We start from the raw sequence: 25477 nt of genomic DNA, 5'->3' as shown, positions 1-25477 counted from the left end.
AGGGGGAAGGCAGGGCGGCGGGTCGCCGCCGGGTCACGCGGCCGCCGTCGCCAGGGTCGCCGCCAGGCTCTCGAACAGCGGCAGCCCGTCCGTGCCGTCGATCTCCGGGTCCACCTGGTTCTCCGGGTGCGGCATCAGGCCGAGCACCCTGAGGTTGGGCGAGAGGATGCCGGCGATGTTGCGGGCGCTGCCGTTGCGGTTGGCGGCCGCGGTCGCCTCGCCGGCCGGGGTCGCGTAGCGCAGCGCCACCAGCCCCTCGCCCTCCAGCCGCTCGAGCGTCGCGTCGTCGGCGAAGTAGTTGCCGTCGCCGTGCGCCATGGTCGAGCGGAAGACCTGGCCGCGCTGGAAGCGGTTGGTATAGGGCGTGTCGGTGCGCTCGACCCGCATGCGGCAGTCCATCGACAGGAAGCGGAGCGTCGCGTTCCGCAGCAGCGCACCCGGCAGCAGGCCGGCTTCCGTCAGCATCTGGAAGCCGTTGCAGACGCCGAGCACATGCCCGCCCTGATCGGCGAAGGCCTTGATCGCCTGCATGATCGGGCTCTGCGCCGCCATGGCGCCGCAGCGGAGGTAGTCGCCATAGGAGAAGCCGCCCGGCAGCACCACCAGGTCGGTGCCCGCCGGCAGCGCGGTGTCGCGGTGCCAGAGCATCTCCGGCCTGTGGCCGGTCACCCGCTGCAGCGCGAGCGCCATGTCCCGCTCGCGGTTGGTACCGGGGAAAAGGACGATTCCTGCGCGCATCACACCATCATCCCTGCAACACCCGCAGCCAGTGCAGGCCGCCGAGCACCAATATCGTCACCAAGGTCGCCAAGGTCGCCGCCGTCATCCAGCGGTTCAGCTTGTGCTTCTGCTGATCGAGCCAGCCGGGGCGCCGCGCCGCCCTGACCTTGGGCAGCCGTTCCTCCCGCCAGCGCAGGCCGAAGGCGATCAGCACCGTCAGCACGAGCAGGATGAGGAGGGAGAGCTTGACCAAGGTCAGGCGATCTCGACGCGGAAGCTCTCGATCACCGTATTGGCCAGCAGCTTGCGGGCCATCGCCTCGGCCGCCTGCTTCGCTGCCGCGGCATCGGTCTCGGCGACCTCGAGCTCGATCACCTTGCCCGCGCGCACCTCGCCGACACCGGCGAAGCCGAGGCCCGCCAGCGCATGCCCGATCGCCTTGCCCTGCGGGTCGAGCACGCCCGCCTTCGGCATCACCGTCACCAGCACCTTCATGTCGCGTCACCGCCCAGCAGACGCCGCCCGTAGCGGCCGAAAAGGTAGCAGCCATAGCTGCCGATCACCGCGAAGATCAGCGGCCAGGTCGTTGCCGGGAAGAGCCCCAGCAGGGAGAGCAGGGCGTAGAAGCCGATGACGGCGCAGAGCACCACGACCGCCTCCAGGAACCGCGCCAGCATCGCTGCCCCCCCCCCTTACTGCATCATCTCGGGACCCTTGAGGTCCCTGACCCCGGCTTCCGGCAGGATGCCGAGCCGGCGGGCGACTTCCTGGTAGCCTTCCTCGACCTTGCCGAGGTCGCGGCGGAAGCGGTCCTTGTCCATCTTCTCGCCTGTCTTGCTGTCCCAGAGCCGGCAATTGTCCGGGCTGACCTCGTCGGCCAGGACGATCCGCATCTCCTCGTTCTCGTAGAGCCGGCCGAACTCGATCTTGAAGTCGACAAGGGAGATGCCGACGCCGAGGAAAAGGCCGGTGAGGAAGTCGTTGATCCGCAAGGTCAGCGCGACGATGTCGTCGAGGTCCTGGGTCGCGGCCCAGCCGAAGGCGGTGATGTGCTCCTCGCAGACCAGCGGGTTCTTCAGCGTCGCGTTCTTGTAGTAGTACTCGATGATCGAGCGCGGCAGCCGGGTACCCTCGGCGATGCCGAGGCGGGTCGAGAGGCTGCCGGCGGCGACGTTCCGCACCACGACCTCGAGCGGGATGATCTCCACCTCGCGGATCAGCTGTTCCCGCATGTTCAGCCGGCGGATGAAATGGGTCGGCACGCCGATATCCATCAGCCGCATCATCAGGTACTCGCTGATGCGGTTGTTCAGCACGCCCTTGCCGGTGATGGTGCCCTTCTTCTCGGAATTGAACGCCGTGGCGTCGTCCTTGAAGTACTGCACGAGGGTGCCCGGCTCCGGTCCCTCGAACAGGATCTTGGCCTTGCCCTCATAGAGCTGCCGGCGTCGCGCCATGGTCTGATCGGTCCTTCATGCTGCCGCGCGCCCCGGGCCCGGCGCCTGGCGCCCCGGCGGGCCGGGCGCGCCGGCAGCGTCCTATAGCAAGGGGGATGCGCTACCGCCACGGGTCGGGCTCCGGCGGGCGGCGGGGGGGCAGACCCGCGCCCGGCGCTTGGCGGGGGGCCTGCCTAGCGGTTGAGCGCCCCGCGCAGCAGGCTGGCCACCACCTCTGTCCCACTGGTGTAGAGCACCAGGTCGGGTCCCACCGCGGCATAGCGATAGCCCGGAAAATAGGGCAGCACCACCGCCAGCTCGGGCGGCAGCGGCCGTCGTGGCAGGCCGGGGGGCAGGGACCGGCCCTCGCCGACCGGGAGCGGGTGGCCGGCCGGGCGCCAGTCCGGATTGGCCGTGAGCCATTGCCGCACCAGCTCCCGGTCCAGGGGGCGGAGCGTCGGCGCGTCCTCCCGCGCCGGGACCGGGCCCCGTGGCGCCGGACCGGTTCCTGCCGCGGGCTCGGGCCCGGCTTGCTGCTCGGCGCCCTGCTGCCCGGTGCTGCGCCTTTCGACCCGGGGATTCTCGTCACGGGCCTTCGCTGAACGGGTGGCGGGCGCGGCCTTTGCTTGCGGCGGCGCGGCGCGGCCGGCGGGCTTCGCCGGCTTCCCGGCCGGCGGCTTCGGCTGCGCCGGCGGCTTCGGCAGCGGTTGGGCCCAGGCTGCCGCCGGCAGCACCAGCCCCGCCAAGCCCAGCAGGGTCCGCCGTCCCGCGGTCATGCCCGCGGCGCTCCGACAGCCACTGGCCGGAATGCCGCCGTGCCGGCCGGGCCGGCGGCGAAGCGCCAGTCGAGGGCACCGCCCGCCGCGATCGCCAGCAGGCTGGTGCAGACCGTCCCGAAGCCGTCGCCGGGCGGCACCCGCAGCGTATCGGCGCGGCTCTCGGCGATGCTGTCATCGGCCAGCAGCGCCTCCCACCCGGCCCAGTCGCCGGCGACGGGGTCGGGCACTGGGGCGGCGCGGAAGCGCGGCAGGTGCCGGGCGGTGCGCGGGCTGGCCAGGTCGTTCGGGTCGAGCGCGGTGATCATCGACAGCCCAGGCGGCAGCGGCAGCTGCTCGGGGCGGCCGCGGCCCTCACCGCGCAGGAAGATCCCGCCCTGGCGGTCGGCGATGACCATGTTGAAGGGGCGCCAGTCCGCCGCGGGCAGGGCGGCGATGGCTGCGGCGGCCTCGGCGGCGGTGCTTTCCCGCATCGCCAGCAGCGGCAGCTCGCCGCGGCTGCGCTTGTCCGGCGCCGGGCCCAGGCTGCCCGGCCGGTTCAGCACCGCGGCCACGACGCCGGCCCGGTTGGCCGCCATCCAGGTGCCGCCGCTCAAGCGATCCCGCCCGCCGGTCACGGCGGGCAGGTCGGGCCACCAGGCGCCGGGCGGGTCCCAGGCGCGGTCCAGCATCTCGTCGCGGTTCGCGGCGACCAGGACCGGCCAGGCATGGCCCGGCCGGTGCAGCAGGATCACCGTGCACATGCGCGCAGCCCCCCAGTGGCGGGGCCGGGCGGCGCTACCAGCGGCGGTAGTAGCCGTAGGGCGGTGGCGGCGGCGGTGGCGCGTAGTAGCGCGGTGGCGGCGGCGGCGGGAAATAGGCCGGCGGCGGGCCGTAATATACCGGCGGCGGCGGCCGGTAATAGACCGGCGGCGGCGGCCGGTAGTAGCGCGGCGGCGGCGGGCGGTAGAAGCCTGGCCCAGGCCCGTACCAGTAGCCATGCGCCTCGGCCGGCGATGCCAGCGCCAGCGCGCCGAGCCCGGCCGCGGCGGCGACGAACAGAAGCTTCAGACGGCGCATCGCGGCAACCCTCCTCATCGACACCCCATATAGGCGCGCGGTGGGGCGGAAACGCGGCGGCGGGACGGCCCGCCTTGGGCAGCGGCATCACGCCGCCGCGAAGACCCGGGCGAAGACCGTGTCGACATGGCGGAAGTCCCGCTGCGGGTCCATCGCCGTCGCCAGGGCCGCGGCATCGAGCTTGCCGGCGACCGCCGGATTGGCCAGCAGGTTCTCGGCGAAGCTCCGCGCATCCGCGCGGCCCAGCTTCGTCCAGGTCGCCATCGCCGCCTGCTGCACCGCCGAATAGCTGTCCTCCCGGCTCAGCCCCGCCTGGGTCAGCGCCAGCAGGACCTTCTGGCTGTGCACCACGCCGCCGAGGCTCTCGAGGTTCTCGGCCATCCGCTCGGGGTAGACGGTGAGCTTCTCCATCATCCCGGTGGCGCGGGAGAGGGCGAAATCGAGCCCGATGCAGGCGTCCGGGCCGATCACCCGCTCGACGCTCGAGTGGCTGATGTCGCGCTCGTGCCAGAGCGTCACGTTTTCCAGCGCCGGGACGACATGGCTGCGCACCAGACGGGCGAGGCCGGTCAGGTTCTCCGAGAGCACCGGGTTCCGCTTGTGCGGCATGGCCGAGGAGCCCTTCTGTCCCGCATGGAAGAACTCCTCCGCCTCGCGCACCTCGGAGCGCTGGAGGTGCCGCACCTCGGTCGCGAGACGCTCGATCCCGGCGGCGACCACGGCGAGCGCGGAGAAGAAGGCGGCGTGGCGGTCGCGCGGGATCACCTGGGTCGAGACCGGCTCCACCGCCAGCCCGAGCCTCTCGGCCACATAGGTCTCGACCCGCGGGTCGACGCTGGCGAAGGTGCCGACCGGGCCGCTGATGGCGCAGGTGGCGATCTCGGCCCGGGCGGCGACCAGCCGGGCGCGGTTGCGGGCGAACTCGGCGTAGTGGCCGGCGAGCTTCAGGCCGAAGGTCGTGGGCTCGGCATGGATGCCGTGGCTGCGGCCGATGGTGGGGGTGTACTTGTGCTCCTCGGCCCGGGCCTTCAGCGCCGCCAGCAGGGCGTCGACGTCGGCGATCAGCAGGTCGGCGGCGCGGGTGAGCTGCACCGCGAAGCTGGTGTCGAGCACGTCGGAGCTGGTCAACCCCTGGTGCATGAAGCGCGCCTCGGGGCCGATGCCTTCCTGCATCCAGGTCAGGAAGGCGATGACGTCGTGCCGGGTGACCCGCTCGATCTCGTCAATCGCCTCGACCTCCGCCGCGCCGATGGAGGCGGCGCGGGGCGTGCCCTTCTCGCGGATCGCCTTCGCCGCCTCGGCCGGGATGGCGCCGTGTTCGGCCATCGCCTCGGCCGCCAGGGCCTCGATCTCGAACCAGATCCGGAAGCGCTCCTCGGGGGACCAGATCGCGGCCATCTGCGGGCGGGTGTAGCGGGGGACCATCCGGGCCTCGGGCGTTCGGGCGGCCACGCTTCGGCGCGCGGCGGCGATGTGTCGGTCAGGCGCGCGGTTTGAACCGCCGGCCCGTTGCTTGGCAAGGGCCGCCCGGCGAGGACATCCCGAATCCGTCCCCGGGGTTGCGAATAGATTGCCGAATGTTTATGTGCGGCCGGATAACCATCCACCGGCCCCAGCCAGACCCGGCCGACGTTGCAGGAACCGCACCATGCCCGATTGGCTCGTCCCGCTCACCCAGGTGTTGTTCATCGACATCGTCCTGGCCGGCGACAATGCCATCGTGGTCGGCATGGCCGCGGCCGGCCTGCCGGCGGACCAGCGGCGCAAGGCGATCTTCTGGGGCATCATTGCCGCCACCATCATGCGGATCGGCTTCGCCGCGGTGACCGCCCAATTGCTGGCGATCGTCGGCATCACCCTGGCCGGCGGCGTGCTGCTGCTGTGGGTCTGCTGGAAGATGTACCGGGAGCTGCGCGACGGCGGCCATGGCGGCGAGACCGAGGCGCAACGCGCCGCGGCCCAGGCCGAGGCGCCGCGCAAGACCCTGCCGCAGGCCATCACCCAGATCCTGGTCGCCGACATTTCCATGAGCCTCGACAACGTGCTGGCCGTGGCCGGCGCCGCAAAGGACCACACCTGGGTGCTGGTCGCCGGCCTGGCGATCTCGGTCGTGCTGATGGGCGTGGCGGCGACGCTGATCGCCAACCTGCTGAACCGGCATCGCTGGATCGCCTGGGTCGGCCTGCTGGTCATCCTTTACGTCGCCGCCGACATGGTCTGGGAGGGCACCCATCAGGTCGCCGACACGGTGCCGGGCGCCTATGCCTTCCTGATGCTGCCGCTCGGCTACCTCGCCCTGCCGGATGTCTTCCCGGCCTGGATGTGGGCGGCGGCGACGCTGGCGCAGGTGGTGGTGATCGCCGCCGTCGCCGCGTCGACGGTCGGCGTCATCCGCCGGCTGGGCGGGGCGGAGGCGCCGCAGGCCGCCGTGCCGCACCATGCTTCGGTGCCCGCGGCGGCCCTGCGGCCACAGCTGAGCCCGGCCGAATAGCGGGCGCCGTCCAGCGCGGCGGGCGGCGCGCAAGCAGGGACCGGCGGCTTCACAGGCCGCCGCGCCTCCCCTAGCTTGCCGGCCGCCGGAAATCCGGCCAAATCGCCCAACTTTCTTCTGGCCGGAGACGTCGCGGAATGGACATGACCTCGCTCATGGCGAGCTTTAACTGGTTCACGCTCACCGAAATCCTCGGCGTGAACATCATCCTGTCCGGCGACAATGCCGTGCTCATCGCACTCGCCGCGGCCGGCCTACCGGCGGAGCAGCGGCCCCGCGCCATCATGTTCGGCATGGTGCTGGCCGTGGTCCTCCGCATCGTCCTCAGCCTCGCGGCGGTGCAGCTGCTGGCGGTGCCCGGCCTGCTGCTGGTCGGCGGCCTGCTGCTGCTCTGGATCGCCTTCGGTTTCTTCAAGGAGTTGCGGGCCGAGGACAAGGCGGACGAGACCGGTCATCACGAGCCCGCCGAGGTGAAGACCATGGCGACGGCGCTGCGACAGATCGTCGTTGCCGACGTGTCGATGAGCCTCGACAACGTCCTGGCGGTCGCCGGCGCGGCACATGGCAACATGCCCATGCTGGTGCTCGGCCTGGTGATCTCGATCCTGCTGATGGGCGTCGCGGCAACGCTGATCTCGAAGCTGCTCGAGCGCTACCGCTGGATCGCCTATGTCGGCGTGGCGCTGATCGTCTGGATCGGCTTCAAGATGATCTACGAGGATGTCCACCGGCTCGGCCTGCTGGGCGGCGAGCATGCCGCGCTGCAGCAGCGCCCGGCCCTGGTGGCCGCGCCGGCCGAGGCGTCGATCGGCCTCCCGGGCTGATGCCAAGCGGGGCGCTGCGCGCCGTCGGGCTGGCCGGCGCGCTGGCCCTCGCCACCTGCGCGGCGCCGGAGACGGCGCCGCCCCCTGCCGCCCCGGTCGCCCTCGCGGCACGGCTGCCCGAGGAGGCGGCCGGCTTCCGCCGTGGCGCCACCCTGCCCTTGCCGCAGCGGCTGGACGGGCAGGAGGTGGCTTATGCCACCCGCGGCCGCATCGCCGCCGGCGCCATCCTCGAGCTCGATCGCCTGCCCGAGGGACCGGTGCCCACCGGCGCCGCCTCGCCGGCCGCCGCGGCGGCGCTGGCCGGGCTGCTGGAGGAGGCGCTCCGCGCCCCCGGCCACCGCAAGCAGCGGGAGACCGCGCAGTTCGTCCTGCCGGACGCCGCCGATCCGGGCCTGGCCTGCGCCGAGACCACCGGCAGCTATGGGCGGGAACGGGTGCAGGGCCTGCTCTGCGCCGGCGGCATCGGCGGCGGCCTGCTGCGGCTGCGGGTGACCATGCCGCAGCGGGACCCGGCACCGGCCGATCCGCGCGCATTCGCCACGGCCATCCTGGCGGCCCTGCGGGGATCCTGAGGTTCGCGGCCGCGGGCGGTGGTGACATCGCGCCGCCGCCGCCCTACCTCCCGCAGCGCATGACCCTTCCCGACCACGACCCGATGCGGGTCTTCGACCGCCGGCTGGTGCGGCTCCGCCGCGACCGCGCCGCCGCCACCGTGGCGCAGGTGGCGCCGGTGCTGGAGGCGGCGGCGGACCGGCTGCTCGATCGGCTCGACGACACCACGCGGCGCTTCTCCCGGGCGCTCGAGATCGGCGGCCGCGGCGTGGTGGCGCCGCTGTTGCGGGCACGCGGCATTCCCCTCGTCGTGTCGCTGGACCTTTCGGCGCGGATGGTCGCCGGGGCAGGGGGGCTTGCCGTCGCCGGCGACGAGGAATGGCTGCCCTTCGCCGAGGGCAGCTTCGACCTGGTGGTCGCCAACCTCTCGCTGCACTGGGTGAACGACCTGCCCGGCGTGCTGGTGCAGATCCGCCGGGTGCTCAGCCCGGACGGCCTTTTCCTCGCCTCGCTGCCCGGCCTCGGCACCCTGCAGGAGTTGCGGGAGGCGCTGGCCGGGGCCGAAGGAGAGCTGCGCGGCGGCCTCTCGCCCCGCGTCTCCCCCTTCCCGGAGCTGCGCGACCTGGCCGGGCTGCTGCAGCGGGCCGGCTTCGCCCTGCCAGTGGCGGATGGGGAGGCGCTGCCGATCCGCTACCGCACCCCGCTGGCGCTGTTTCACGACCTGCGCGCGGCGGGCGAGACCAACGCCGTGGTGGCGCGCGATCCGCGCCCGCCGCCTCGGGCGTTGCTGCCGCTGGCCGCGGGTCGGCTGCCGGAGGATGCCGAGGGGATCCCGGCCAGCCTGCGGTTGCTGGTGATGACCGGCTGGTCGCCGCACGAGAGCCAGAGCAAGCCGGCCCGGCCGGGCAGCGCGACGGTGCGGCTGGCGGATGCCTTGGGCACCGAGGAGCGTGGTGCCGGGGAGGCGACCGGGCGCGGCCCGGATCACTGAAGGCACCTTGCAGAACCGTGTACGGTTCGCAACCCGCGCGACCGCCCCGCGCTTGCTTCCCGCGACACCCACGCGCATGTTGACGCCCATTCACTCCCGCCAGAGACAGCCGAGCACCATGGATCAGCAGGGCGGCGATTCACGCCGCATCACCATCCATTCCCCCGGGGATTTCGACGGCATGCGCCGGGCTGGCCAACTGGCCGCCGAAACCCTCGACAAGATCACCCCGCATGTCCGCCCCGGCGTCACCACCGCGGAGCTGGATCGGCTGTGCCACGAGCACATCCTTGCCGCCGGGGCGACGCCGGCGCCGCTCGGCTACCGCGGCTACCCCAAATCGATCTGCACCTCGATCAACCACGTCGTCTGCCACGGCATCCCGGGCGAGCGCGTGCTGGCCGATGGCGACATCGTCAACATCGACGTCACCGTCATCCTCGATGGCTGGCACGGCGATACCAGCCGGATGTACGTCGCCGGCAATGCCTCGACCAAGTCGCGGCTGCTGCTCGACGTCACCTATGAATCGCTGATGCTCGGCGTCGCCGCGGTGAAGCCCGGCGCGACGCTCGGCGACATCGGCCATGCCATCCAGGTCTTCGTCGAGCGGCACCGCTTCTCGGTGGTGCGCGACTTCTGCGGCCACGGCATCGGCCGCCGCTTCCACGAGCCGCCGAACGTGCTGCATTTCGGCCGCCCCGGCGAAGGCCCGGTGCTGAAGCCCGGGATGTTCTTCACCATCGAGCCGATGGTGAATGCCGGCCGTCCCGACGTGAAGATCCTCGACGACGGCTGGACCGCCGTGACCCGCGACCGCAGCCTTTCGGCGCAGTTCGAGCACATGGTGGGGGTGACCGAGACGGGGTGCGAGGTCTTTACCTATTCCCCCGCCGGGCTGCACCGGCCGCCCTACGGCGGCTGATCCGGTGGGGTCTGTCCGGGAGGTTCCCTCCCGGACAGCGTCACCCGCGGCGATGCCGTGCGGCCGCCGACTTCGTCAGGGGCAACTCTGCTGCATGCCATACTGGCCGAGACGCCGGTTCGGGTCGCCCGCTGTGCCCATGGGCGTGCCACGATAGGCAACCTGCGGGCCGCCCACATCGCAGCCGGCGATCCGCGCCGTGCCCTGGGTGGCACCGACCGGGCAGCCGCCACCAGCCCGATCCCGGGCCGCGGCGGACATCGGATCGTCGCAGGCGCCCGCGGCCGTGCCGGCCATGGGCGGCGCCGTGCGGGGCGCCTGCGGCTTCGTGCAGCCGGCCAGGCTGAGGCCGACCACCACGAGGCCCACGGCGAAACGATACTGCATGCATCTTCTCCCTGGTCTGAGCAAGAGCTGGTCTCTGCTCTGGCCGTATTTTCTGCTCTCGCCGCGTGCTGACCTTGCGATGCCGCAAGCCCCGCATCCTTGTCGCATCTTCTCGCCCAAACGTGTGCGTCATGCCCCAACTTTAGATGCATAATTACAATAGTTGTTTTGTAGGCATAATATGTCTCACCTCATAGAAACGCCATTGTATTCGATCCTGTGTCATTTGCACCTTTTCTTATCTTCCCGTTGCTCATCCGGCTCGGCACGGCCGTTGCAGCTACCGCCGTTATTGCATCTGGATTCGTGATTTTCGGCCCTTAGCCCCGCGCCTCGGAGGTCCGCCAAGCCGCATCGTCTTTTCGTAGACGAAACCGCCCCGATCGCTATGATTTCGCATCATGTGCAGTCCGGGAACGGGTATGTCATGCGCAAGGCCGATGCCGTGAAAGGGCCCCCCGCCGGGCTGTCCGATGCCGGCCTGTCCCGGTTGCTGTCCCTGCCAGAGCCGGTGCGCGCGCCCCGGACGCCTGCTACGCCCCGCCGCCGCTCCCTCCCCGCGCCCCGGCTGCCCGGCCTGCTGCCCGACGGCGCCGAGGAAGCAGAGGAGCCCCCCGGCCATCTCGGCCACCGCGCCCGGATGCGCCAGCGCCTGCTGGTCGCCGGGCCGGAAGCGGTGCTGGACCATGAGCTGCTGGAGATGGTGCTGTTCCTCGCCCTGCCGCGGCGCGACACCAAGCCGATCGCCCGCGCCCTGCTGGCCCGCTTCGGCAGCTTCGCCAATGCCATCGCCGCCCCGCCGATCGAGCTGCGCGGGGTGGAGGGGCTGGGCGATGCCGGGGTCGCGGCGCTGAAGACCGTGCAGGCCGCCGCCTTCCGCCTGGCGCGGGAGGAGATCAAGCAGACCTTCGTGCTGAACTCCTGGGACCGGCTGATCGACTACCTGACCGTCCACCTGGCGCGGGAGCGGGTGGAGGAGGTGCACGTGCTCTTCCTCGATACCCGCAACCGGCTGATCGCCGATGAGGTGCAGGGCAGGGGCACGGTCAACCACACCCCGGTCTACCCGCGGGAGGTGGTGAAGCGGGCGCTGGAGCTGCAGGCCACCGCCATGATCCTGGTGCACAACCACCCGAGCGGCGACCCCACCCCGTCCCGCGCCGATGTCGAGATGACCGGGGAGATCAAGGCCGCCGCCACGGTCTTCGGCATCGTGCTGCACGACCACATCATCATCGGCAACGGCCGGCACGTCTCGCTGCGCCAGGAGGGGCTGCTGTGATGTTCCCCGCCCCTTTGTCGCCGTCCCGCCCGCGGGAGTAGGCTGGCCGGCGAAACGGGGGAGGGAAATGCCATGCGGACAATCGACGCGCCGGCGCTGAAGGCCTGGATCGGGGATGGGCAGGAACTGGCGATCCTCGATGCGCGGGAGGATGGCGAGTTCGGCAGGTCGCATTTGTTCTGGGCCAATCCCTGCGCCCTGTCGCGGGCCGAGCTGCGGGCACGGGCGATCCTGCCGCGCCCCGGCGTGCGGATCTGCTGCGTCGATGGCGGGGAGGGTGGGCTGGCGGAGACGCTGGCCAAGACGCTCAAGGCGATGGGCTGCACCGACGTTTCCGTGCTGGCGGGCGGCACCAGGGCCTGGGCGGCGGCCGGCTACGTGTTGTTCTCCGGGGTGAACGTGCCCTCCAAGGCCTTCGGCGAGTGGGTGGAGCACCAGTACCAAACCCCCTCGGTCGATCCCGGCGAGCTGAAGGCCATGATGGAGGGCGGCCAGGACATGGTCGTGCTCGACAGCCGCCCGATGGACGAGTTCCACCGCATGTCCATCCCCGGCGCGATCGACGTCCCCGGCGGCGAGCTGGTCTACCGGATCGGCGACATGGTGCCCTCGGCGGACACCACCATCGTGGTGAACTGTGCCGGCCGGACCCGCAGCATCATGGGCGCCGAGAGCCTGCGCAGCGCCGGCGTGCCGAACAAGGTGGTCGCGCTGCGCAACGGCACCATGGGCTGGGAGCTGGCCGGCTTCTCCTGCGACCGCGGCAGGTCCGCCAGCTTCCCGCGCGGCACGCCGGCCAGCCTGGCGACGGCGCTGGCGCGCGCCACGGCCTTCGCCGACCGCTGGGGAGTGAGGACCATCGACCGCGCGGCGCTGCCGGCGATGCTGGCCGATGCCAACCGCACCACGCATGTGCTGGATGTCCGCGACCCCGAGGAATACCTGGCCGGGCACCTGGCCGGCAGCCGGATGGCGCCGGGCGGGCAACTGGTCCAGGGCAGCGACAACTGGATAGCGGTGCGCGGCGCCCGGGTGGTGCTGGTGGACGACACCGGCGTCCGCGCCCGGATGACCGGCGGCTGGCTGCGCCAGCTCGGCGGCTGGGAGGTGTACGTCCTGACCGATGGCCTCGCCGGCCCGCTCGAGACTGGGTCCTGGCAGCCCGATTGCCCTGAGGCTGCGGCGCTGTCGCCCGCCAGCGTCTCGCCGAAGGACCTCGCCGCGGCGCTGGCCGCCGGGACGGCGCAGGTGGTCCAGCTCACCCGCTCGCTCGATTTCCGCGAAGGGCATCCGCCCGGCGCGCTCTGGGGCGTGCGGACCCGGCTGGCGGCGCTGCGGCCGCGGCTCGACCCGGCCAGGCGGATCGTGGTCGTCGCTCCGGACGCGGCGATCGGCCGGCTGGCGGTGCCGGAGCTCGAGGCGCTCGGCCGCGGCCCCGTCGCGCTGCTGGCCGGCGGCCTCGCCGCCTGGAAGGCGGCCGGCCTGCCGCTGGAGGCCAACCGCCGCGACCCGGAGGATGCCGACTGCATCGACGTCTACCTCCGCCCCTATGACCGCAACGACGGGGTGGAGGCGGCGATGCGCGAGTACCTCTCCTGGGAGATCGACCTGGTGCACGAGGTCGCGCGGGACGGCGACGCGCGGTTCGGCCAAGTCTAGGTGGGATTGACCGCGCCGCACGGCAGGAAAGCAAGCTTGGGAAGGGAAAAGCATTCCCTCCCCAATCCCCTCCATTCCTTTTCTCGAATCCGGCATATGCCGCGCGGCATATGCCAACTCGCAAGAATAGATGAGGCGTTCGGGGAGAATGCCGTCTGCCCGGTCTTTCGTGTCCTTGGGGCGCGGGGCTGATGCTGCGGCGGCTCGGCCTGGCGGCGCTCGACGCGGTGCTGCCGCCGCATTGCCTGACCTGCGACGCGGCGGTCGATCTCCAAGGCAGCCTCTGCGCCGCCTGCTTCGGCACGCTGTCCTTCGTCACCGCCCCGCTCTGCCGGCGCTGCGGCGTGCCCTTCCCACATGCGGGCGCCGGGCCGGACTGCCCCGGCTGCGCGGCGCGGCCGCCGGCCTTCGAGGCGGCGCGGGCCGCGCTGCGCTACGATGCCGGGGCGCAGCGGCTGGTGCTGCCCTTCAAGCATGCCGACCGCACCGACTTCGCCGCCCCGCTGGCGCGCCACATGGCCCGCGCCGGGGCGGCGCTGCTGGAACGGGCGGACCTGGTCACCCCGGTGCCGCTGCATTGGCGGCGGCTGCTGGCGCGCCGCTACAACCAGGCGGCGCTGCTTGCTGCCCGGCTCGCCCGGCGCGCCGGCATCCCGCATCTCCCCGATTTGCTGCGGCGCAGCCGGCCGACCCCGGCGCTCGGCGATCGCGGCGCGGCCGAGCGGGCGGCTCTGCTGGAAGGCGCCTTCATCGTCTCCTCCCGCGGCGCAGCGCGCATCGGCGGGCGGCGGGTGCTGCTGGTGGATGACGTCATGACCTCCGGCGCCACCGCCGAGGCCTGCGCCCGGGCGCTGCTCGCGGCAGGCGCCGCGGCGGTCGACGTGCTGGCGGCGGCCAGGGTGCCGGACCCGCGGCTGGAGGCGCCGCGTTGAGGCGATGCCGTGCCATTCACGTTTTGGTTATATCGCCCTGTCTGCATGCTGCGGCGGGCAGTCCGGGCGTCGGTGGCCGGCGCTGCGCGATCCCGGGCTCCCCCGGCCGGGGCCGCGCCGCTTCACCGCCGCTTCACCCTCCCGCGCGACGCTGTCCGCCCCCGACAGGCAGCAGGAGGCCGCATGTCACCGATCACCCAAGGCACCGGACCAGGCACTGGTGTGCCATCCCCCTTCGCCCTGCCGGCCCGGCACCGGCGCATCGGCGCGGGCCGCGAGGAACCGCCGGCCCGGCTGTTGACCATGCTTGCCATCGCCTTCCTGCTGGCAAGCCCAGTCATCACCCTGCTGCTCGCGGTGCCGTGACGGGTGCTTGACCGCGGCTTCCGTCGGACCAAACTGCCGGACATGGCCAAGGTTGAAATCTACACCACCGTCTTCTGCCCCTATTGCGAGCGCGCCAAGGCGCTGCTCGGCAAGAAGGGCATCACCTTCGAGGAACTGGACGCGCCGCATGGCTCGCAGGCCCGCAAGGACGCCATCGCGCGGTCCGGCGGCCGCACCACGGTGCCGCAGATCTTCATCGACGGCACCGCGATCGGCGGGTCGGACGAGTTGATGGCGCTGGAACGCGCAGGAAAGCTGGACCCGCTGCTGGCGGCCTGACCGCACCGGGCGGCGCCCGCACTCTTTACGGCTCGGAAAGGGGTTGGCACTCCCCAAGCGTGAGTGCTTGCCTATAATGACGGGTTGGTGCCCCGGCCTCGCCGGGACCCGGGGAAAGCTTGGGATGATCCATTACGACTTACGCTGCACCGCCGGACACGAATTCGACGGCTGGTTCAAGGACAGTGCCGGCTTCGAGGCCCAGGCCAAGGCCGGTTTCGTGGAATGCCCGGTCTGTGGCGGCACCGAGGTGACGAAGCGGCTGATGGCCCCTGCCATTCCAAGGAAGGGCCGCGCCCGGGCGAAGGAGGTCGAGGCGCCGCCGCCGGCCCCGACCCTCGCTGCCCCGCCGCCCCTGCCGCCGCCGGGCAGCAGCCAGGCCGCAGCCGGCCCGGTGCCGGCCCAGGTCGTGGCGCTGCTCCAGCGCATGCGGGCCGAGATCGAGAAGCACTGCGACTATGTCGGCCCCGGCTTCGCCGAGGAGGCGCGCAAGATGCACCGCGGCGAGAGCGACCGCCGCGGCATCTACGGCGAGGCCTCGGAGGCCGATACCGAGGCGCTGCAGGAGGAGGGCATCGAGATCGCCCGCCTGCCCTGGGTGCCGCGCGCCGACGGGTGAGGCCGATGTGGCGGTTCGTCCTGATGCTGGCGATGCTGGCAGGGCCCGTGGCGGCGCAGGAGACGTGGCGGACCTATGATGCCGCCGGCCGGGCGACCGGGCGGCAGGAGAGCCGGGACGGCACCACCCGGTTCTACGACAGCGCCGGCCGCGCGGCCGGCCGGGCCGAGACCCGGGACGGCACCACGCGGTTCTACGACAGCAGCGGCCGCAGCGCCGGCAGGGCCGAGACCCGCGGCGAGACCACCCGCGCCTACGACCCGGCAGGCCGCCGCACCGGGGAAGCGCGGCGGCAATAGGCCGGGCTGCGCCTCAGCCCGCCGCGGCCATTACCAGGTAGTTCACCCCGACATCCCGCCCGATGCTCCAGCGCCCGGTCAGCGGGTCCATGCTCAGCCCGGCGATATCGACGACGCGCAGCCCGGCTTGGCGCAACTCCGCCCCCAGTTCCGCCGGCCGCACGAACATGCGCCAGTCATGCGTGCCGACCGGCAGCAGCCGCAGCAGGTATTCGGCGCCGAACTTGGCCATCAGCCAGGACCGCGGCGTGCGGTTCAGGGTCGAGAGGAAGACCGGGCCGCCCGGCCTCGCCAGCCCGGCCAGGTGCCGACAGAAGCCCTCGCGGTCGGCCACGTGCTCGATCACCTCGAGCGCCAGGACCGCGTCGAAGCCGCCGCCGCTGGTGGCCAGCAGGTCCTCCGGCCTTCCCTCGCGGTAGTTGATCGACAAGCCCCCGGTCGCGGCATGCGCCCGCGCGGCCTCGAGCGCCGAGCCCGCGGCATCGAGGCCGGTGACCGCGGCGCCCGCCTTGGCCAATGTTTCGCTCGCCAGCCCGGCGCCGCAGCCGACATCGAGCACGGTCAGCCCTTCCAGCGGCCGCGCCGCCGCCGGGTCCCGTCCGTGCCGGCGGGCGATGCGGGCGATGATCCAGCCCATCCGGGCCGGGTTCATGGCGTGCAACGGCTGCATCGGCCCCCGCGTGTCCCACCATTCTGCCGCCAGCCGGTCGAATTTGGCGATCTCCGCCCCGATCGCCGTGCCGCTTTCGGCCTGCGCCATCCGTCCCATCCTTACCGCCCGGCTCGCGAATGTTGCAGCGCGGGGTCCGGGTGGGTATCTGTGCCGGCCTTCGCGCGGGCGCAACCGCGCGGACCGCTGCCTGACCGATCCATTTCCCACCAAGAAGCGCCCCATGGCCCGCATTGTGATGAAGTTCGGCGGCACCTCCGTCGCCGATCTCGACCGTATCCGCAACGTCGCCAACCGCGTGAAGCGCGAGGTCGAGGCCGGGAACGAGGTGGCCGTCGTCGTCTCCGCCATGTCCGGCGCCACGAACCAGTTGGTGAAGTGGTGCCAGGAGCTGTCGCCGCTGCACGATGCCCGCGAATACGACGTGGTGGTGGCGACCGGGGAGCAGGTGACCATCGGCCTGCTGGCCATCGCGCTGCAGACCGTGGGCGTCGAGGCGCGGTCCTGGCAGGGCTGGCAGATCCCGATCGTCACCGACGGCGCGCATGGCAAGGCCCGGGTCGAGAGCATCGACGGGCGCCTGCTGGTCGAGCGGATGCAGCAGGGCCAGGTGCCGGTCATCGCCGGCTTCCAGGGGGTCGAGCCGGCGCGCAACCGGGTGACGACCCTCGGCCGCGGCGGGTCGGACCTGTCGGCCGTTGCGATCGCCGCCGCGGTAAAGGCCGACCGCTGCGACATCTACACCGATGTCGACGGCATCTACACCACCGACCCGCGCATCGTGCCGCGCGCCCGCAAGCTGGAGCGCATCTCCTACGAGGAAATGCTGGAACTGGCCTCGGTGGGCGCCAAGGTATTGCAGACGCGGTCGGTCGAGCTCGCCATGAAGCAGCGGGTCCGGGTGCAGGTGCTTTCCAGTTTTTCCGACGCGCCAGGCTCCCTGGTGGTTGATGAGGATGAAATCGTGGAGCAGCCCATCGTCAGCGGCATCGCCTATTCGCGGGACGACGCCAAGGTCACCCTGCGCCGGGTGCCCGACCGCCCCGGCATCGCCGCCGGCGTCTTCGGCGCGCTCGCCCAGGCCAATTGCAACGTCGACATGATCGTGCAGAACATCGGCGCGGACGCCACCACGGACATGACCTTCACGGTCGGCAAGGCCGACCTCGCCCGGGCGCAGGACACGCTGGAGAAGGCGCGCGGCGAGCTGGGCTTCGAGGCGATCCTCGCCGACCCCGAGGTCGCCAAGATCAGCGTCGTCGGCGTCGGCATGCGCAGCCATGCGGGCGTGGCGAACACGATGTTCCGGGCATTGTCGGAGAAGGGCATCAACATCCAGGTCATCTCGACCTCGGAGATCAAGGTCAGCGTGCTGATCTCGGCCGAGTATACCGAGCTCGCGGTGCGCGCCCTGCACACCGCCTATGGCCTCGACGGACCGGCGGCCTGAGGCGATGGACATGCTCGCCCCCGCCGCCACCGCTTCGGCCGCAGCGCTCGACCGCCTGATGGCGCGCGGCGCTGCCTTCTTCGGCAGCCGCGTCGCCATCATGGGCGGGGCGATGAGCTGGGTGAGCGAGCGGCACCTGGTCGCCGCCCTGTCGAATGCCGGCGCCTTCGGCGTCATCGCCTGCGGCGCGATGGAGCCGCCGCGGCTGGCCGAGGAGATCGCCGGCACCCAGGCGCTGACGGCGAAGCCCTTCGGCGTGAACCTGATCACCATGCACCCCCGGCTCGACCAGTTGGTCGAGACCTGCCTGGCGGCGGGCGTGACGCATATCGTCTTTGCCGGCGGCATCCCGCCGGGCTCCGCCATCAAGCGGGCGAAGGAGGGCGGCGCCAAGGTGGTCTGCTTCGCCCCGGCACTGGCGCTGGCGAAGAAGCTGGTGCGCAGCGGCGCGGATGCCCTGGTCATCGAGGGCTCCGAGGCCGGCGGGCATATCGGCCCGGTCTCGCTCAACGTGCTGGCGCAGGAGATCCTGCCGAGCATGGCGAAGGAGGTCCCGGTCTTCGTGGCGGGAGGCATCGGCCGCGGCGAGGCGATTCTCTCCTATCTCGAGATGGGCGCGGCAGGCGCCCAGCTTGGCACCCGCTTCGTCTGCGCGACGGAATGCATCGCGCATCCGAAGTTCAAGCAGGCCTTCATCCGCGGCGCCGCGCGCGATGCCCTGCCGACGGTGCAGATCGACCCGCGCTTCCCCGTGATCCCGGTGCGCGCGCTGCAGAACGAGGGCACGCGCCGCTTCATGGAGCACCAGGCGGTGGTGCTGGAGCGCTTCACCGCCGGCGTCGTGACGAAGGACGAGGCGCAGCTCGAGATCGAGCATTTCTGGGCCGGCGCGCTGCGCCGCGCGGTGATCGACGGCGACGTCGAGCAGGGCAGCCTGATGGCCGGCCAGAGCGTCGGCATGGTGGCCCGGGAACAACCGGCGGCAGAGATCATCGCCGAGCTGATGGCGCAGGCCGAAGCCGCGCTCGCCGCCCGGTCGCTTGCCGTGGCATGATCATCCGGGCCCGCTCCGGCGGGCCCGGCATGGTGCCGCGGGAACGATCGCGGAACCGTGAATTCGGTTTGCCGTTATGGCGTGACCGGGTTACATCGCGAGGCGTGCCCGACGATATGAAGCGCCTCTCCCAGTTCGACTCCGCCCCTGCCGAGCCGGCCCGGCTTGGCGCCGAGTTGCGCGATGCCCGTGTCGCACTTGGCCTGTCGATCGAGGATCTCGCGCAGTCGCTCCGCATCCGCCGGGTCTATCTGGCGGCGCTGGAGGAAGGCCGGGTCCGCGACCTGCCGGCGCCCGCCTATGCCGTCGGCTTCGTCCGCACCTATGCGCGCAGCCTCGGCCTGGACGAGGCCGATGTGGTCCGCCGGTTCCGCGAGGCGAGCGGCCCGACCGTTGCCCGCAAGACCGACCTGGTCTTCCCCGAACCGGTGCCCGACCGCGGCGTGCCGGCCGGGGCGGTGATGCTGGTCGGCGCGGTGCTGGCTCTCGGCGCCTATATCGGCTGGTACCAATGGTCCGGCAGCGGCAGCCGGACGGTGGATGCGGTGCCGCCGCCGCCGCCCGCGATCGAGCAGGCGTTGCGCGAGGGCAGCCCGCCGGAGACGGTGCCGGAGCTGCCCGCGGCCGCGCCCAGTCCCAGCAACGCCAATGCGGCGCCGGTCCCGGTCCTGCCGGGCAAGCCGCCGGCCGGCGCCGCTGTCCCGGCGCCACCGCCCGCAGCCCCCGCCGCCCCCACGGCGCCGGAAGGCCGGATCCTGCTGCGCGCCAGGGCCGAGGTCTGGATCCAGGTGCGCGAGCGCCAGGGCGGCCCGGTGCTGGTCAACCGCGTGCTGCGCCCCGGCGAATCCTGGCAGGTGCCGGCCAGGGACGGGCTGCTGCTGTCCACCGGCAATGCCGGCGGGCTCGAGGTTTTGGTGGATGGCCTGCCGACCCCCGGCCTCGGCGCCGGGCAAATGGTGCGGCGGGACCTGCAAGTGGATGCGGAGAAGCTGAAGGCCGGCCAGCCGCTGTCCCCGCTGGCGCCGCCGCTGCGGCCGGCCCCGGGCAGTGCCCCTGCTTCGGCTCCGCCGCAATAGGCACATCCCGGCCCCGCGCGGCCGGAGGCTTTGGGATCGCCGGCGGGGCTGCCATATTGGGGCGGATTTCGCAGGACGTTCCGGGAAACCCCATGAGCTACCGTCCCTACCAGATGATCACCCGCCGCAAGTCCCGCCAGATCATGGTGGGCAAGGTGCCGGTCGGGGGCGATGCGCCGATCTCCGTCCAGACCATGACCAATACGCCGACCGAGGATGCGGCGGCGACCATCGCCCAGATCCGCCGGGCCGAGGTCGCCGGGGTGGACATCGTCCGCGTCTCCTGCCCGACGCCCGAGAGCACCGCGGCGCTGGCCGAGATCTGCCGCGAGGTGAACGTCCCGGTCGTCGCCGACATCCACTTCCACTACCGCCGCGCCATCGAGGCGGCCAAGTCCGGCGCCGCCTGCCTCCGCATCAACCCGGGCAATATCGGCAGCGCCGAGCGGGTGAAGGAGGTGGTCAAGGCGGCCCGCGACCATGGCTGCTCCATCCGCATCGGCGTCAATGCCGGCAGCCTCGAGAAGCACCTGCTGGACAAGTACGGCGAGCCCAACCCGGAGGCGCTGGTGGAAAGCGCGCTCTGGCACGCCGCCCACCTGCAGGACAACGACTTCCACGAGTTCAAGATCAGCGTGAAGGCCTCCGACGTCTTCCTCGCCGCCGCCGCTTACCAGCAGCTGGCGGAGGTCTGCGACCACCCGCTGCATATCGGCATCACCGAGGCGGGCGGCCGACGGACCGGCACGGTGAAGTCGGCGGTCGGGCTCGGCAGCCTGCTCTGGGCCGGGATCGGCGACACCATGCGCGTCTCCCTGAGCGCCGAGCCGGAGGAGGAGGTCCATGTCGGCTGGGAGATCCTGAAGTCGCTCGGCATTCGCCACCGCGGCGTGAAGATCATCTCCTGCCCCTCCTGCGCCCGGCAGGGCTTCGACGTGATCAAGACGGTGGCCACGTTGGAAGACCGATTGGCGCATATCGAGACGCCGGTGACGCTCTCGATCATCGGCTGCGTGGTGAATGGACCGGGCGAGGCGCTGATGACCGATATCGGCCTGACCGGCGGCGGCGCCGGCCGGCACATGATCTATGCCAGCGGCAAGACCGACCACACGATCGACGAGGCCGGGATGGTCGACCACTTGGTGCGGCTGGTCGAGGGCAAGGTGGCGCAGATCCAGGCCGCCGAGGCCGCGGCCAAGGCCGAGGCGGCTAAGCAGGCGGCGGAGTAGGCCCGAGGCGATGAGCGGCTTCGGCCTTTCGGCGCTGATGCTGGGCGCGATGCGGCGCCACAAGGTGCCGGGGCTGGACGAGGATATCGGCCGCCGTGACGCGGCGCTGCGGCGGCTGGCGGTGCTGCTCGGGGTGCAGCTGGTGCTGTTCCTGGCGGTGACCGTCGCCATCCGCTGAACCTGCTTGCCGCGGCCGGGTGCCGCGCTCAGGTAATGCTGGTCCGGACCGAGGTATTACCGCCAATGGGCATGCCCGTCACCGTCAAGGGCCAGGTCACCATCCCGAAGCCCATCCGCGACCGGTTGGGGCTGAGCCCGGGGAGCGAGGTCGAATTCGCCATCGAGGCGGATGGCCGCGTTGTCCTGCGCAAGGCCGGGCAGGGCGACGCCGCGGCACCCGGCCGCCTCGCCCGGCCGCGTCCGGCGCCTGGCTGGAACGGGATGACGACCGACGAGATCATGCAGCTGACCCGCGGCGAAGGCTGAGGTGACGCTGGTCGACACCAATGTCCTGGTGGACCTGGCGGCGGCCGACCCCCGCTGGGCAGCCCGGTCGGGGCAGGCCCTGGACATGGCGGCGATCCGGGGGCCGCTCTGCATCAACGGCATCGTCTTCGCGGAGCTCTCGACCGGCTTCGGCAAACTCGAGGATTGCGAGGTCTTCCTGGCCGACCGGCCGGTCAGGCTGCTGCCGATGCCGCCCCCGCGCTGTTCCTGGCCGGCCGGGTCTTCCACGCCTATCGCTGCCGCGGCGGCAGCCGCACCGGCGTGCTGCCCGACTTCCTCATCGGCGCCCATGCCGCCGTGGCCGGCCTGCCGCTGATCACCCGCGACGTGGCACGATACCGCAGCTATTTCCCGACGCTCGACCTCATCGCCCCTTGAACCCTTGCCCCGCGCCGCATCCCGCGGCACACCGCGCCCATGGCCCAAGCCCCGCTCCAGCCCGCCCGCGGCACCCATGACCTGATCGGCGCCGAGTTCCGCCGCCATCACCTCGTCATCGAGACCGCGCGCCGGATCGCCACACTCTACGGCTTCGAGGAATGGGCCACGCCGATCTTCGAGGATACCCGCGTCTTCTCCCGCGGCCTGGGCGACACCTCCGACGTCGTCTCCAAGGAGATGTACGTCTTCGAGGACCGCGGCGGGGAGAGCGTGACGCTCCGGCCGGAGAACACCGCCGGCGTCTGCCGCGCCCTGGTCACCAACGGCCTGACCCAGTCGAACCTGCCCCGCAAGGTCTTCTATGCCGGGCCGATGTTCCGCTACGAACGGCCGCAAAAGGGTCGCTACCGGCAGTTCCACCAGATCGGCATCGAGGTGCTGGGCGCCGCCGAGCCGCTGGCGGATGCCGAGGTGATCGCCTGCGGCTGGCACATCCAGCAGGAGCTCGGCATCGACGAGGGCACGGTGCTCGAGATCAATACCCTCGGCGATGCCGCCAGCCGCGACGCCTACCGCGCCGCGCTGGTGGACTACTTCACCGCGCACAAGGATGCGCTGTCCGACGAGAGCCGGGCGCGGCTGGAGAAAAACCCGCTGCGCATCGTCGACAGCAAGGACCCCAAGGACAAGGCGCTGGTCGCCAGCGCCCCCACGATCCACGACCACCTGACGCCCGAGGCCGCCGCCTTCTATGCCGCGGTGAAGCGCCACCTCGCCGCCTTCGACGTGCCCTTCCGGGAGAATCCCCGCATTGTCCGCGGGCTCGACTATTACAGCCACACCGCCTTCGAATTCGTCACCGACCGGCTCGGCGCCCAGGGCACCGTGATGGGCGGCGGCCGCTACAACGGACTGGTCGAGGAGATGGGCGGCCCGCCGACGCCTTCCGTCGGCTGGGCGGCCGGTGTCGAGCGGCTGTCCCTGCTGGTCGAGGCCGCGGCGCTGACGCCGCAGGCACCGCGCCCTGTCGCCGTCATCCCGATGGGCGAGGTGGCGGAGGACGCCGCGCTGCAAATCCTGCAGTCGCTGCGCGACCACGGCGTGGTCGCCGAGGTCGCCTACAAGGGCAATATGAAGCGGCGCCTGGAGCGCGCCAACAAGATCAATGCCGGCGCCGCGGTGATCCTCGGCGATGCGGAACTTGCCGAGGGCATGGCCGTCGTGAAGAACCTCGATGCCGGCAGCCAGGAGCGGGTGGCGCTGCCCGACCTGCTGCGGACGCTCGCCGAAACCGGCGTGGTCGAGAGCGCCGCCCAGGCCATGCTGCAGACCATCCTGGAGGACGAGTTCGGCGGCGGCGACCTGGACGGGCCGCTGGATGCCGACGGGGACGACGAGGCCCGAGGGTGAGCATCGCCGACAAGCTGGACCGCGTCCTGACCCGAGCGGAGGAGGTCCGGCACCTGCTCTCAACCGCCGAGGGCGGCCAGTTCGGCGCGCTGTCGAAGGAGCTGTCGGAGCTCGAGCCGCTGGTCGAGAAGGTCGAGGCGCTGCGCGCCGCCGAGCGCGCCCGCGACGAGGCCGAGGCGATGCTGGCCGACCCCGAGCTGCGCGAGCTGGCCGAGGACGAGTACCTCGCGCAGAAGGAGGCCGTGCCGCGGCTGGAGCGTGAGGTCCGTCTCATGCTGCTGCCGAAGGACAGCGCCGACGAGCGCAGCGCGATCCTCGAGATCCGCCCCGCCGCCGGCGGCGACGAGGCCTCGCTCTTCGCCGCCGAGCTGTTCCGCGCCTACCAGCGCTACGCCGAGGGCAAGCGCTGGAAGTTCGAGCTGATGGACTACGACGAGAGCGAGCTCGGCGGGGTCAAGGGCGCGGTCGCCGAGATTCAGGGCCGCGGCGTCTTCGCCCGGCTGAAATACGAGAGCGGCGTCCACCGGGTGCAGCGCGTGCCGGCGACCGAGACGCAGGGGCGCATCCATACCTCGACCATCACCGTCGCGGTGCTGCCGGAGGCCGAGGAGGTCGACGTGCAGATCAACGAGGCCGACCTGCGGATCGACACCTACCGCGCTTCCGGCGCCGGCGGCCAGCACGTCAACAAGACCGACAGCGCCGTCCGCATCACCCACCTGCCCACCGGCACGGTGGTGGCGATGCAGGAGGAGCGCAGCCAGCACAAGAACCGCGCCAAGGCGATGAAGGTGCTGCGCGCCCGGATCTACGAGGCCGAGCGGGCCAAGCTGGCCGGCGCCCGCGCCGCCGACCGGAAGGGCCAGGTCGGCACCGGCGACCGGTCCGAGCGCATCCGCACCTACAACTTCCCGCAGGGCCGCGTGACCGACCACCGCATCGGCCTGACCCTGCACAAGATCGACCGTGTCATGCTCGGCGAGTTCGACGAGATCGTTGACGCGCTGACCGCCGAGGACGAGGCGGCGCGGCTGGCGGCCGAGGGCGAGTGAGCCCGCCCGATCGCGGGAGGCCGGAGGCGCGAAGCGTCGATCGGCCCGGCCCGGCCTCCTGCGCCGATCCGGTCGGCACCGTCGGTTTCTTCCTCTGCCGCGCCGGCCAGCACCTCCGCGCCGCTGCCATCGAGACGCCCCGCATGGAGGCCCGGTTGCTGCTGGCGCATGCGATCGGCTGCCGGCAGGACGAACTGCTGCGCGATCCCCGCGCCGCCGTCCTGCCTGCCGCCGCCGCCCGCTTCGGCGACCTGCTGCGCCGCCGGCTGGACCATGCCCCGGTCGCCCACCTGCTCGGGGAACAGGATTTCTGGTCGCTGCGCTTCGCCGTCTCCCCCGCCACGCTGATCCCCCGCGCGGACTCGGAAGCGCTGATCGAGGCGGCGCTGGAGGCCTTCGCCGATCGCGCCGCGGTGCGGCGGGTGCTCGACCTAGGCACCGGCACCGGCTGCCTGCTGCTGGCGGCGCTGACCGAATTCCCCGCCGCGGCCGGCCTCGGGCTCGACCGCGTGCCGGCGGCGGCGGCGCTGGCGCGCGACAATGCGGCACGGCTGGGCCTGGCCGGCCGGGCCGCCTTCGCCGTCGCCGACTGGGCCGCACCCGTCGCCGGCCGCTTCGACCTCGTGCTGTCCAACCCGCCCTATATCGAGAGCGCCAGCATCGCCGGCCTGATGCCCGAGGTGGCGCGGCACGAACCCGCCTCGGCGCTGGATGGCGGGTCGGACGGGCTGGATGCCTATCGCGCCATCGCTGCGGCCTTGCCCGGGCTGCTGGCGCCGGGCGGCCGGGCGATCCTGGAACTCGGCCAGGGCCAGCAGCCGGCGGTGGCGGCGATTGCCGCGGCCCGGGGGCTGCGCAGCCTCGGCTGCCGGCCCGATCTCGGCGGCGTGCCGCGGGCGCTGGTGCTCGCCCGTGCCTAGGCCCCGTTAGCGCCTGAACGCTGCGGCGTTGATGGCGTTGGGCCGCCTTTGTGAAGGGGCGGCAGTGGTTCTCACGGATGAGCAATGGGCGGTGCTGGAGCCGCTGG

Annotated in this window: 32 protein-coding genes and 1 pseudogene; 22 read left to right on the top strand and 11 right to left on the bottom strand. The window is 72.1% G+C overall.

The genetic code is table 11. From position 1 onward, the window contains the following. Window positions 1-33: 33 nt before the first annotated feature. The 9 genes from purQ to purB all read right to left on the bottom strand — a co-directional run bounded on the left by purQ (window position 34) and on the right by purB (window position 5416). Complete coding sequence (gene purQ / locus E2C06_RS22380; protein WP_133290831.1) at window positions 34-738, bottom strand: phosphoribosylformylglycinamidine synthase subunit PurQ; 705 nt, start codon at window positions 736-738, stop codon at window positions 34-36. Between the two features lie 7 nt (window positions 739-745). Beyond that, complete coding sequence (locus E2C06_RS22375) at window positions 746-973, bottom strand: hypothetical protein (protein ID WP_133290830.1); 228 nt, start codon at window positions 971-973, stop codon at window positions 746-748. 2 nt (window positions 974-975) lie between these two features. Continuing rightward, complete coding sequence (gene purS / locus E2C06_RS22370) at window positions 976-1215, bottom strand: phosphoribosylformylglycinamidine synthase subunit PurS (RefSeq protein WP_133290829.1); 240 nt, start codon at window positions 1213-1215, stop codon at window positions 976-978. Further along, window positions 1212-1397, bottom strand: coding sequence for a hypothetical protein (locus E2C06_RS22365; protein WP_133290828.1), 186 nt, complete (start codon window positions 1395-1397; stop codon window positions 1212-1214). Before E2C06_RS22365 ends, purS begins: the two co-directional genes overlap by 4 nt. Before the next feature lie 15 nt (window positions 1398-1412). After that, window positions 1413-2177 carry a phosphoribosylaminoimidazolesuccinocarboxamide synthase gene (gene purC / locus E2C06_RS22360; RefSeq protein WP_133290827.1) on the bottom strand — a complete coding sequence of 255 codons (765 nt, stop codon included), beginning with the start codon at window positions 2175-2177 and terminating at the stop codon, window positions 1413-1415. A gap of 173 nt (window positions 2178-2350) precedes the next feature. Beyond that, window positions 2351-2932, bottom strand: coding sequence for a hypothetical protein (locus E2C06_RS22355; RefSeq protein WP_133290826.1), 582 nt, complete (start codon window positions 2930-2932; stop codon window positions 2351-2353). Then, the gene (locus E2C06_RS22350; protein WP_133290825.1) at window positions 2929-3675 is read right to left on the bottom strand and encodes an NRDE family protein; all 747 of its coding nucleotides are present in this window, start codon (window positions 3673-3675) and stop codon (window positions 2929-2931) included. Before E2C06_RS22350 ends, E2C06_RS22355 begins: the two co-directional genes overlap by 4 nt. Before the next feature lie 34 nt (window positions 3676-3709). Then, the gene (locus E2C06_RS22345; protein ID WP_133290824.1) at window positions 3710-3991 is read right to left on the bottom strand and encodes a hypothetical protein; all 282 of its coding nucleotides are present in this window, start codon (window positions 3989-3991) and stop codon (window positions 3710-3712) included. An 87-nt stretch (window positions 3992-4078) separates the two neighbouring features. Then, on the bottom strand, window positions 4079-5416 hold the full coding sequence (gene purB / locus E2C06_RS22340; RefSeq protein ID WP_133290823.1) for an adenylosuccinate lyase: 1338 nt from the start codon (window positions 5414-5416) through the stop codon (window positions 4079-4081). 223 nt (window positions 5417-5639) lie between these two features. On the opposite strand from purB, the pseudogene E2C06_RS22335 reads away from it, so the two are divergent. The 5 genes and pseudogenes from E2C06_RS22335 to map all read left to right on the top strand — a co-directional run. Next, window positions 5640-6248 (top strand): annotated as a pseudogene (locus E2C06_RS22335) (TerC family protein); the annotation flags it as partial. A 371-nt stretch (window positions 6249-6619) separates the two neighbouring features. Further along, window positions 6620-7306, top strand: coding sequence for a TerC family protein (locus E2C06_RS22330; RefSeq protein ID WP_241671415.1), 687 nt, complete (start codon window positions 6620-6622; stop codon window positions 7304-7306). Continuing rightward, window positions 7306-7878 carry a hypothetical protein gene (locus E2C06_RS22325; protein WP_133290821.1) on the top strand — a complete coding sequence of 191 codons (573 nt, stop codon included), beginning with the start codon at window positions 7306-7308 and terminating at the stop codon, window positions 7876-7878. The genes E2C06_RS22330 and E2C06_RS22325 overlap by 1 nt, the downstream gene beginning before the upstream one ends. Window positions 7879-7937: 59 nt before the next feature. Beyond that, a complete protein-coding gene (locus E2C06_RS22320; RefSeq protein ID WP_133290820.1) occupies window positions 7938-8849 on the top strand; it encodes a methyltransferase domain-containing protein in 912 nt (303 codons plus the stop codon). A 118-nt stretch (window positions 8850-8967) separates the two neighbouring features. Then, the gene (gene map, locus E2C06_RS22315) at window positions 8968-9774 is read left to right on the top strand and encodes a type I methionyl aminopeptidase (RefSeq protein ID WP_133290819.1); all 807 of its coding nucleotides are present in this window, start codon (window positions 8968-8970) and stop codon (window positions 9772-9774) included. Window positions 9775-9849: 75 nt separating this feature from the next. Here map and E2C06_RS22310 read toward each other — a convergent pair whose 3' ends face one another. Next, window positions 9850-10161, bottom strand: a complete 312-nt coding sequence (locus tag E2C06_RS22310) for a hypothetical protein (RefSeq protein ID WP_133290818.1) — start codon at window positions 10159-10161, stop codon at window positions 9850-9852. 427 nt (window positions 10162-10588) lie between these two features. Between E2C06_RS22310 and radC the strand changes: the two genes are divergently transcribed. From radC to E2C06_RS22275, 7 genes are all read left to right on the top strand, one after another. Continuing rightward, a complete protein-coding gene (gene radC / locus E2C06_RS22305; protein ID WP_133290817.1) occupies window positions 10589-11443 on the top strand; it encodes a RadC family protein in 855 nt (284 codons plus the stop codon). Window positions 11444-11515: 72 nt separating this feature from the next. Beyond that, complete coding sequence (locus E2C06_RS22300; protein ID WP_133290816.1) at window positions 11516-13102, top strand: rhodanese-like domain-containing protein; 1587 nt, start codon at window positions 11516-11518, stop codon at window positions 13100-13102. Between the two features lie 191 nt (window positions 13103-13293). Next, entirely contained in the window at window positions 13294-14034 is a 741-nt protein-coding gene (locus tag E2C06_RS22295) for a ComF family protein (protein WP_133290815.1), read from the top strand. 183 nt (window positions 14035-14217) lie between these two features. Beyond that, window positions 14218-14400, top strand: coding sequence for a hypothetical protein (locus tag E2C06_RS22290; RefSeq protein WP_133290814.1), 183 nt, complete (start codon window positions 14218-14220; stop codon window positions 14398-14400). A gap of 42 nt (window positions 14401-14442) precedes the next feature. Next, a complete protein-coding gene (gene grxC, locus E2C06_RS22285; protein WP_133290813.1) occupies window positions 14443-14700 on the top strand; it encodes a glutaredoxin 3 in 258 nt (85 codons plus the stop codon). A gap of 124 nt (window positions 14701-14824) precedes the next feature. Next, window positions 14825-15319 carry a DUF1178 family protein gene (locus E2C06_RS22280; protein ID WP_133290812.1) on the top strand — a complete coding sequence of 165 codons (495 nt, stop codon included), beginning with the start codon at window positions 14825-14827 and terminating at the stop codon, window positions 15317-15319. A 5-nt stretch (window positions 15320-15324) separates the two neighbouring features. Next, window positions 15325-15618: a hypothetical protein gene (locus E2C06_RS22275; RefSeq protein WP_133290811.1), complete on the top strand. Its 294-nt coding sequence runs from the start codon at window positions 15325-15327 to the stop codon at window positions 15616-15618. A gap of 13 nt (window positions 15619-15631) precedes the next feature. Here the strand turns inward: E2C06_RS22275 and ubiG are convergent, their stop codons facing one another. Further along, window positions 15632-16378: a bifunctional 2-polyprenyl-6-hydroxyphenol methylase/3-demethylubiquinol 3-O-methyltransferase UbiG gene (ubiG, locus tag E2C06_RS22270; protein WP_133290810.1), complete on the bottom strand. Its 747-nt coding sequence runs from the start codon at window positions 16376-16378 to the stop codon at window positions 15632-15634. A 133-nt stretch (window positions 16379-16511) separates the two neighbouring features. On the opposite strand from ubiG, the gene E2C06_RS22265 reads away from it, so the two are divergent. The 10 genes from E2C06_RS22265 to prmC all read left to right on the top strand — a co-directional run bounded on the left by E2C06_RS22265 (window position 16512) and on the right by prmC (window position 25370). Further along, window positions 16512-17738: an aspartate kinase gene (locus E2C06_RS22265; RefSeq protein ID WP_133290809.1), complete on the top strand. Its 1227-nt coding sequence runs from the start codon at window positions 16512-16514 to the stop codon at window positions 17736-17738. A 10-nt stretch (window positions 17739-17748) separates the two neighbouring features. Beyond that, window positions 17749-18792: an NAD(P)H-dependent flavin oxidoreductase gene (locus E2C06_RS22260; protein ID WP_133290808.1), complete on the top strand. Its 1044-nt coding sequence runs from the start codon at window positions 17749-17751 to the stop codon at window positions 18790-18792. A 104-nt stretch (window positions 18793-18896) separates the two neighbouring features. Then, on the top strand, window positions 18897-19868 hold the full coding sequence (locus tag E2C06_RS22255) for a helix-turn-helix domain-containing protein (protein ID WP_165982572.1): 972 nt from the start codon (window positions 18897-18899) through the stop codon (window positions 19866-19868). Between the two features lie 92 nt (window positions 19869-19960). After that, a complete protein-coding gene (gene ispG / locus E2C06_RS22250; protein ID WP_133290806.1) occupies window positions 19961-21100 on the top strand; it encodes a flavodoxin-dependent (E)-4-hydroxy-3-methylbut-2-enyl-diphosphate synthase in 1140 nt (379 codons plus the stop codon). A gap of 10 nt (window positions 21101-21110) precedes the next feature. Next, window positions 21111-21278 carry a hypothetical protein gene (locus tag E2C06_RS37800; protein WP_165982571.1) on the top strand — a complete coding sequence of 56 codons (168 nt, stop codon included), beginning with the start codon at window positions 21111-21113 and terminating at the stop codon, window positions 21276-21278. Between the two features lie 71 nt (window positions 21279-21349). Beyond that, on the top strand, window positions 21350-21586 hold the full coding sequence (locus E2C06_RS22245) for an AbrB/MazE/SpoVT family DNA-binding domain-containing protein (RefSeq protein ID WP_206664636.1): 237 nt from the start codon (window positions 21350-21352) through the stop codon (window positions 21584-21586). Window positions 21587-21751: 165 nt separating this feature from the next. Continuing rightward, a complete protein-coding gene (locus E2C06_RS38790; protein ID WP_206664635.1) occupies window positions 21752-21985 on the top strand; it encodes a type II toxin-antitoxin system VapC family toxin in 234 nt (77 codons plus the stop codon). Window positions 21986-22024: 39 nt separating this feature from the next. Beyond that, window positions 22025-23398, top strand: coding sequence for a histidine--tRNA ligase (gene hisS, locus E2C06_RS22235; protein ID WP_133290804.1), 1374 nt, complete (start codon window positions 22025-22027; stop codon window positions 23396-23398). Then, the gene (prfA, locus tag E2C06_RS22230) at window positions 23395-24450 is read left to right on the top strand and encodes a peptide chain release factor 1 (protein ID WP_133290803.1); all 1056 of its coding nucleotides are present in this window, start codon (window positions 23395-23397) and stop codon (window positions 24448-24450) included. Before hisS ends, prfA begins: the two co-directional genes overlap by 4 nt. Next, window positions 24447-25370 (top strand): peptide chain release factor N(5)-glutamine methyltransferase, encoded by a 924-nt coding sequence (gene prmC, locus E2C06_RS22225; RefSeq protein WP_241671414.1) that lies wholly within the window; start codon window positions 24447-24449, stop codon window positions 25368-25370. The genes prfA and prmC overlap by 4 nt, the downstream gene beginning before the upstream one ends. The last annotated feature ends 107 nt before the right edge of the window (window positions 25371-25477 follow it).

The sequence above is a fragment of the Dankookia rubra genome (genome assembly GCF_004355005.1).
GTDB classification, from domain to species: domain Bacteria; phylum Pseudomonadota; class Alphaproteobacteria; order Acetobacterales; family Acetobacteraceae; genus Paracraurococcus; species Paracraurococcus ruber_A.
This window is presented reverse-complemented; position numbering and strand designations above follow the sequence as displayed.

What these genes read in the sequence shown, in the direction of transcription:
- purQ (WP_133290831.1), bottom strand. Translation starts at nt 738, where the DNA reads ATGCGCGCAGGAATCGTCCTTTTCCCCGGTACCAACCGCGAGCGGGAC.
- purS (WP_133290829.1), bottom strand. Translation starts at nt 1,215, where the DNA reads ATGAAGGTGCTGGTGACGGTGATGCCGAAGGCGGGCGTGCTCGACCCG.
- E2C06_RS22365 (WP_133290828.1), bottom strand. Translation starts at nt 1,397, where the DNA reads ATGCTGGCGCGGTTCCTGGAGGCGGTCGTGGTGCTCTGCGCCGTCATC.
- purC (WP_133290827.1), bottom strand. Translation starts at nt 2,177, where the DNA reads ATGGCGCGACGCCGGCAGCTCTATGAGGGCAAGGCCAAGATCCTGTTC.
- E2C06_RS22355 (WP_133290826.1), bottom strand. Translation starts at nt 2,932, where the DNA reads ATGACCGCGGGACGGCGGACCCTGCTGGGCTTGGCGGGGCTGGTGCTG.
- E2C06_RS22350 (WP_133290825.1), bottom strand. Translation starts at nt 3,675, where the DNA reads ATGTGCACGGTGATCCTGCTGCACCGGCCGGGCCATGCCTGGCCGGTC.
- E2C06_RS22345 (WP_133290824.1), bottom strand. Translation starts at nt 3,991, where the DNA reads ATGCGCCGTCTGAAGCTTCTGTTCGTCGCCGCCGCGGCCGGGCTCGGC.
- purB (WP_133290823.1), bottom strand. Translation starts at nt 5,416, where the DNA reads ATGGTCCCCCGCTACACCCGCCCGCAGATGGCCGCGATCTGGTCCCCC.
- E2C06_RS22330 (WP_241671415.1), top strand. Translation starts at nt 6,620, where the DNA reads ATGGACATGACCTCGCTCATGGCGAGCTTTAACTGGTTCACGCTCACC.
- E2C06_RS22325 (WP_133290821.1), top strand. Translation starts at nt 7,306, where the DNA reads ATGCCAAGCGGGGCGCTGCGCGCCGTCGGGCTGGCCGGCGCGCTGGCC.
- E2C06_RS22320 (WP_133290820.1), top strand. Translation starts at nt 7,938, where the DNA reads ATGACCCTTCCCGACCACGACCCGATGCGGGTCTTCGACCGCCGGCTG.
- map (WP_133290819.1), top strand. Translation starts at nt 8,968, where the DNA reads ATGGATCAGCAGGGCGGCGATTCACGCCGCATCACCATCCATTCCCCC.
- E2C06_RS22310 (WP_133290818.1), bottom strand. Translation starts at nt 10,161, where the DNA reads ATGCAGTATCGTTTCGCCGTGGGCCTCGTGGTGGTCGGCCTCAGCCTG.
- radC (WP_133290817.1), top strand. Translation starts at nt 10,589, where the DNA reads ATGCGCAAGGCCGATGCCGTGAAAGGGCCCCCCGCCGGGCTGTCCGAT.
- E2C06_RS22300 (WP_133290816.1), top strand. Translation starts at nt 11,516, where the DNA reads ATGCGGACAATCGACGCGCCGGCGCTGAAGGCCTGGATCGGGGATGGG.
- E2C06_RS22295 (WP_133290815.1), top strand. Translation starts at nt 13,294, where the DNA reads ATGCTGCGGCGGCTCGGCCTGGCGGCGCTCGACGCGGTGCTGCCGCCG.
- E2C06_RS22290 (WP_133290814.1), top strand. Translation starts at nt 14,218, where the DNA reads ATGTCACCGATCACCCAAGGCACCGGACCAGGCACTGGTGTGCCATCC.
- grxC (WP_133290813.1), top strand. Translation starts at nt 14,443, where the DNA reads ATGGCCAAGGTTGAAATCTACACCACCGTCTTCTGCCCCTATTGCGAG.
- E2C06_RS22280 (WP_133290812.1), top strand. Translation starts at nt 14,825, where the DNA reads ATGATCCATTACGACTTACGCTGCACCGCCGGACACGAATTCGACGGC.
- E2C06_RS22275 (WP_133290811.1), top strand. Translation starts at nt 15,325, where the DNA reads ATGTGGCGGTTCGTCCTGATGCTGGCGATGCTGGCAGGGCCCGTGGCG.
- ubiG (WP_133290810.1), bottom strand. Translation starts at nt 16,378, where the DNA reads ATGGCGCAGGCCGAAAGCGGCACGGCGATCGGGGCGGAGATCGCCAAA.
- E2C06_RS22265 (WP_133290809.1), top strand. Translation starts at nt 16,512, where the DNA reads ATGGCCCGCATTGTGATGAAGTTCGGCGGCACCTCCGTCGCCGATCTC.
- E2C06_RS22260 (WP_133290808.1), top strand. Translation starts at nt 17,749, where the DNA reads ATGCTCGCCCCCGCCGCCACCGCTTCGGCCGCAGCGCTCGACCGCCTG.
- ispG (WP_133290806.1), top strand. Translation starts at nt 19,961, where the DNA reads ATGAGCTACCGTCCCTACCAGATGATCACCCGCCGCAAGTCCCGCCAG.
- E2C06_RS37800 (WP_165982571.1), top strand. Translation starts at nt 21,111, where the DNA reads ATGAGCGGCTTCGGCCTTTCGGCGCTGATGCTGGGCGCGATGCGGCGC.
- E2C06_RS22245 (WP_206664636.1), top strand. Translation starts at nt 21,350, where the DNA reads ATGCCCGTCACCGTCAAGGGCCAGGTCACCATCCCGAAGCCCATCCGC.
- hisS (WP_133290804.1), top strand. Translation starts at nt 22,025, where the DNA reads ATGGCCCAAGCCCCGCTCCAGCCCGCCCGCGGCACCCATGACCTGATC.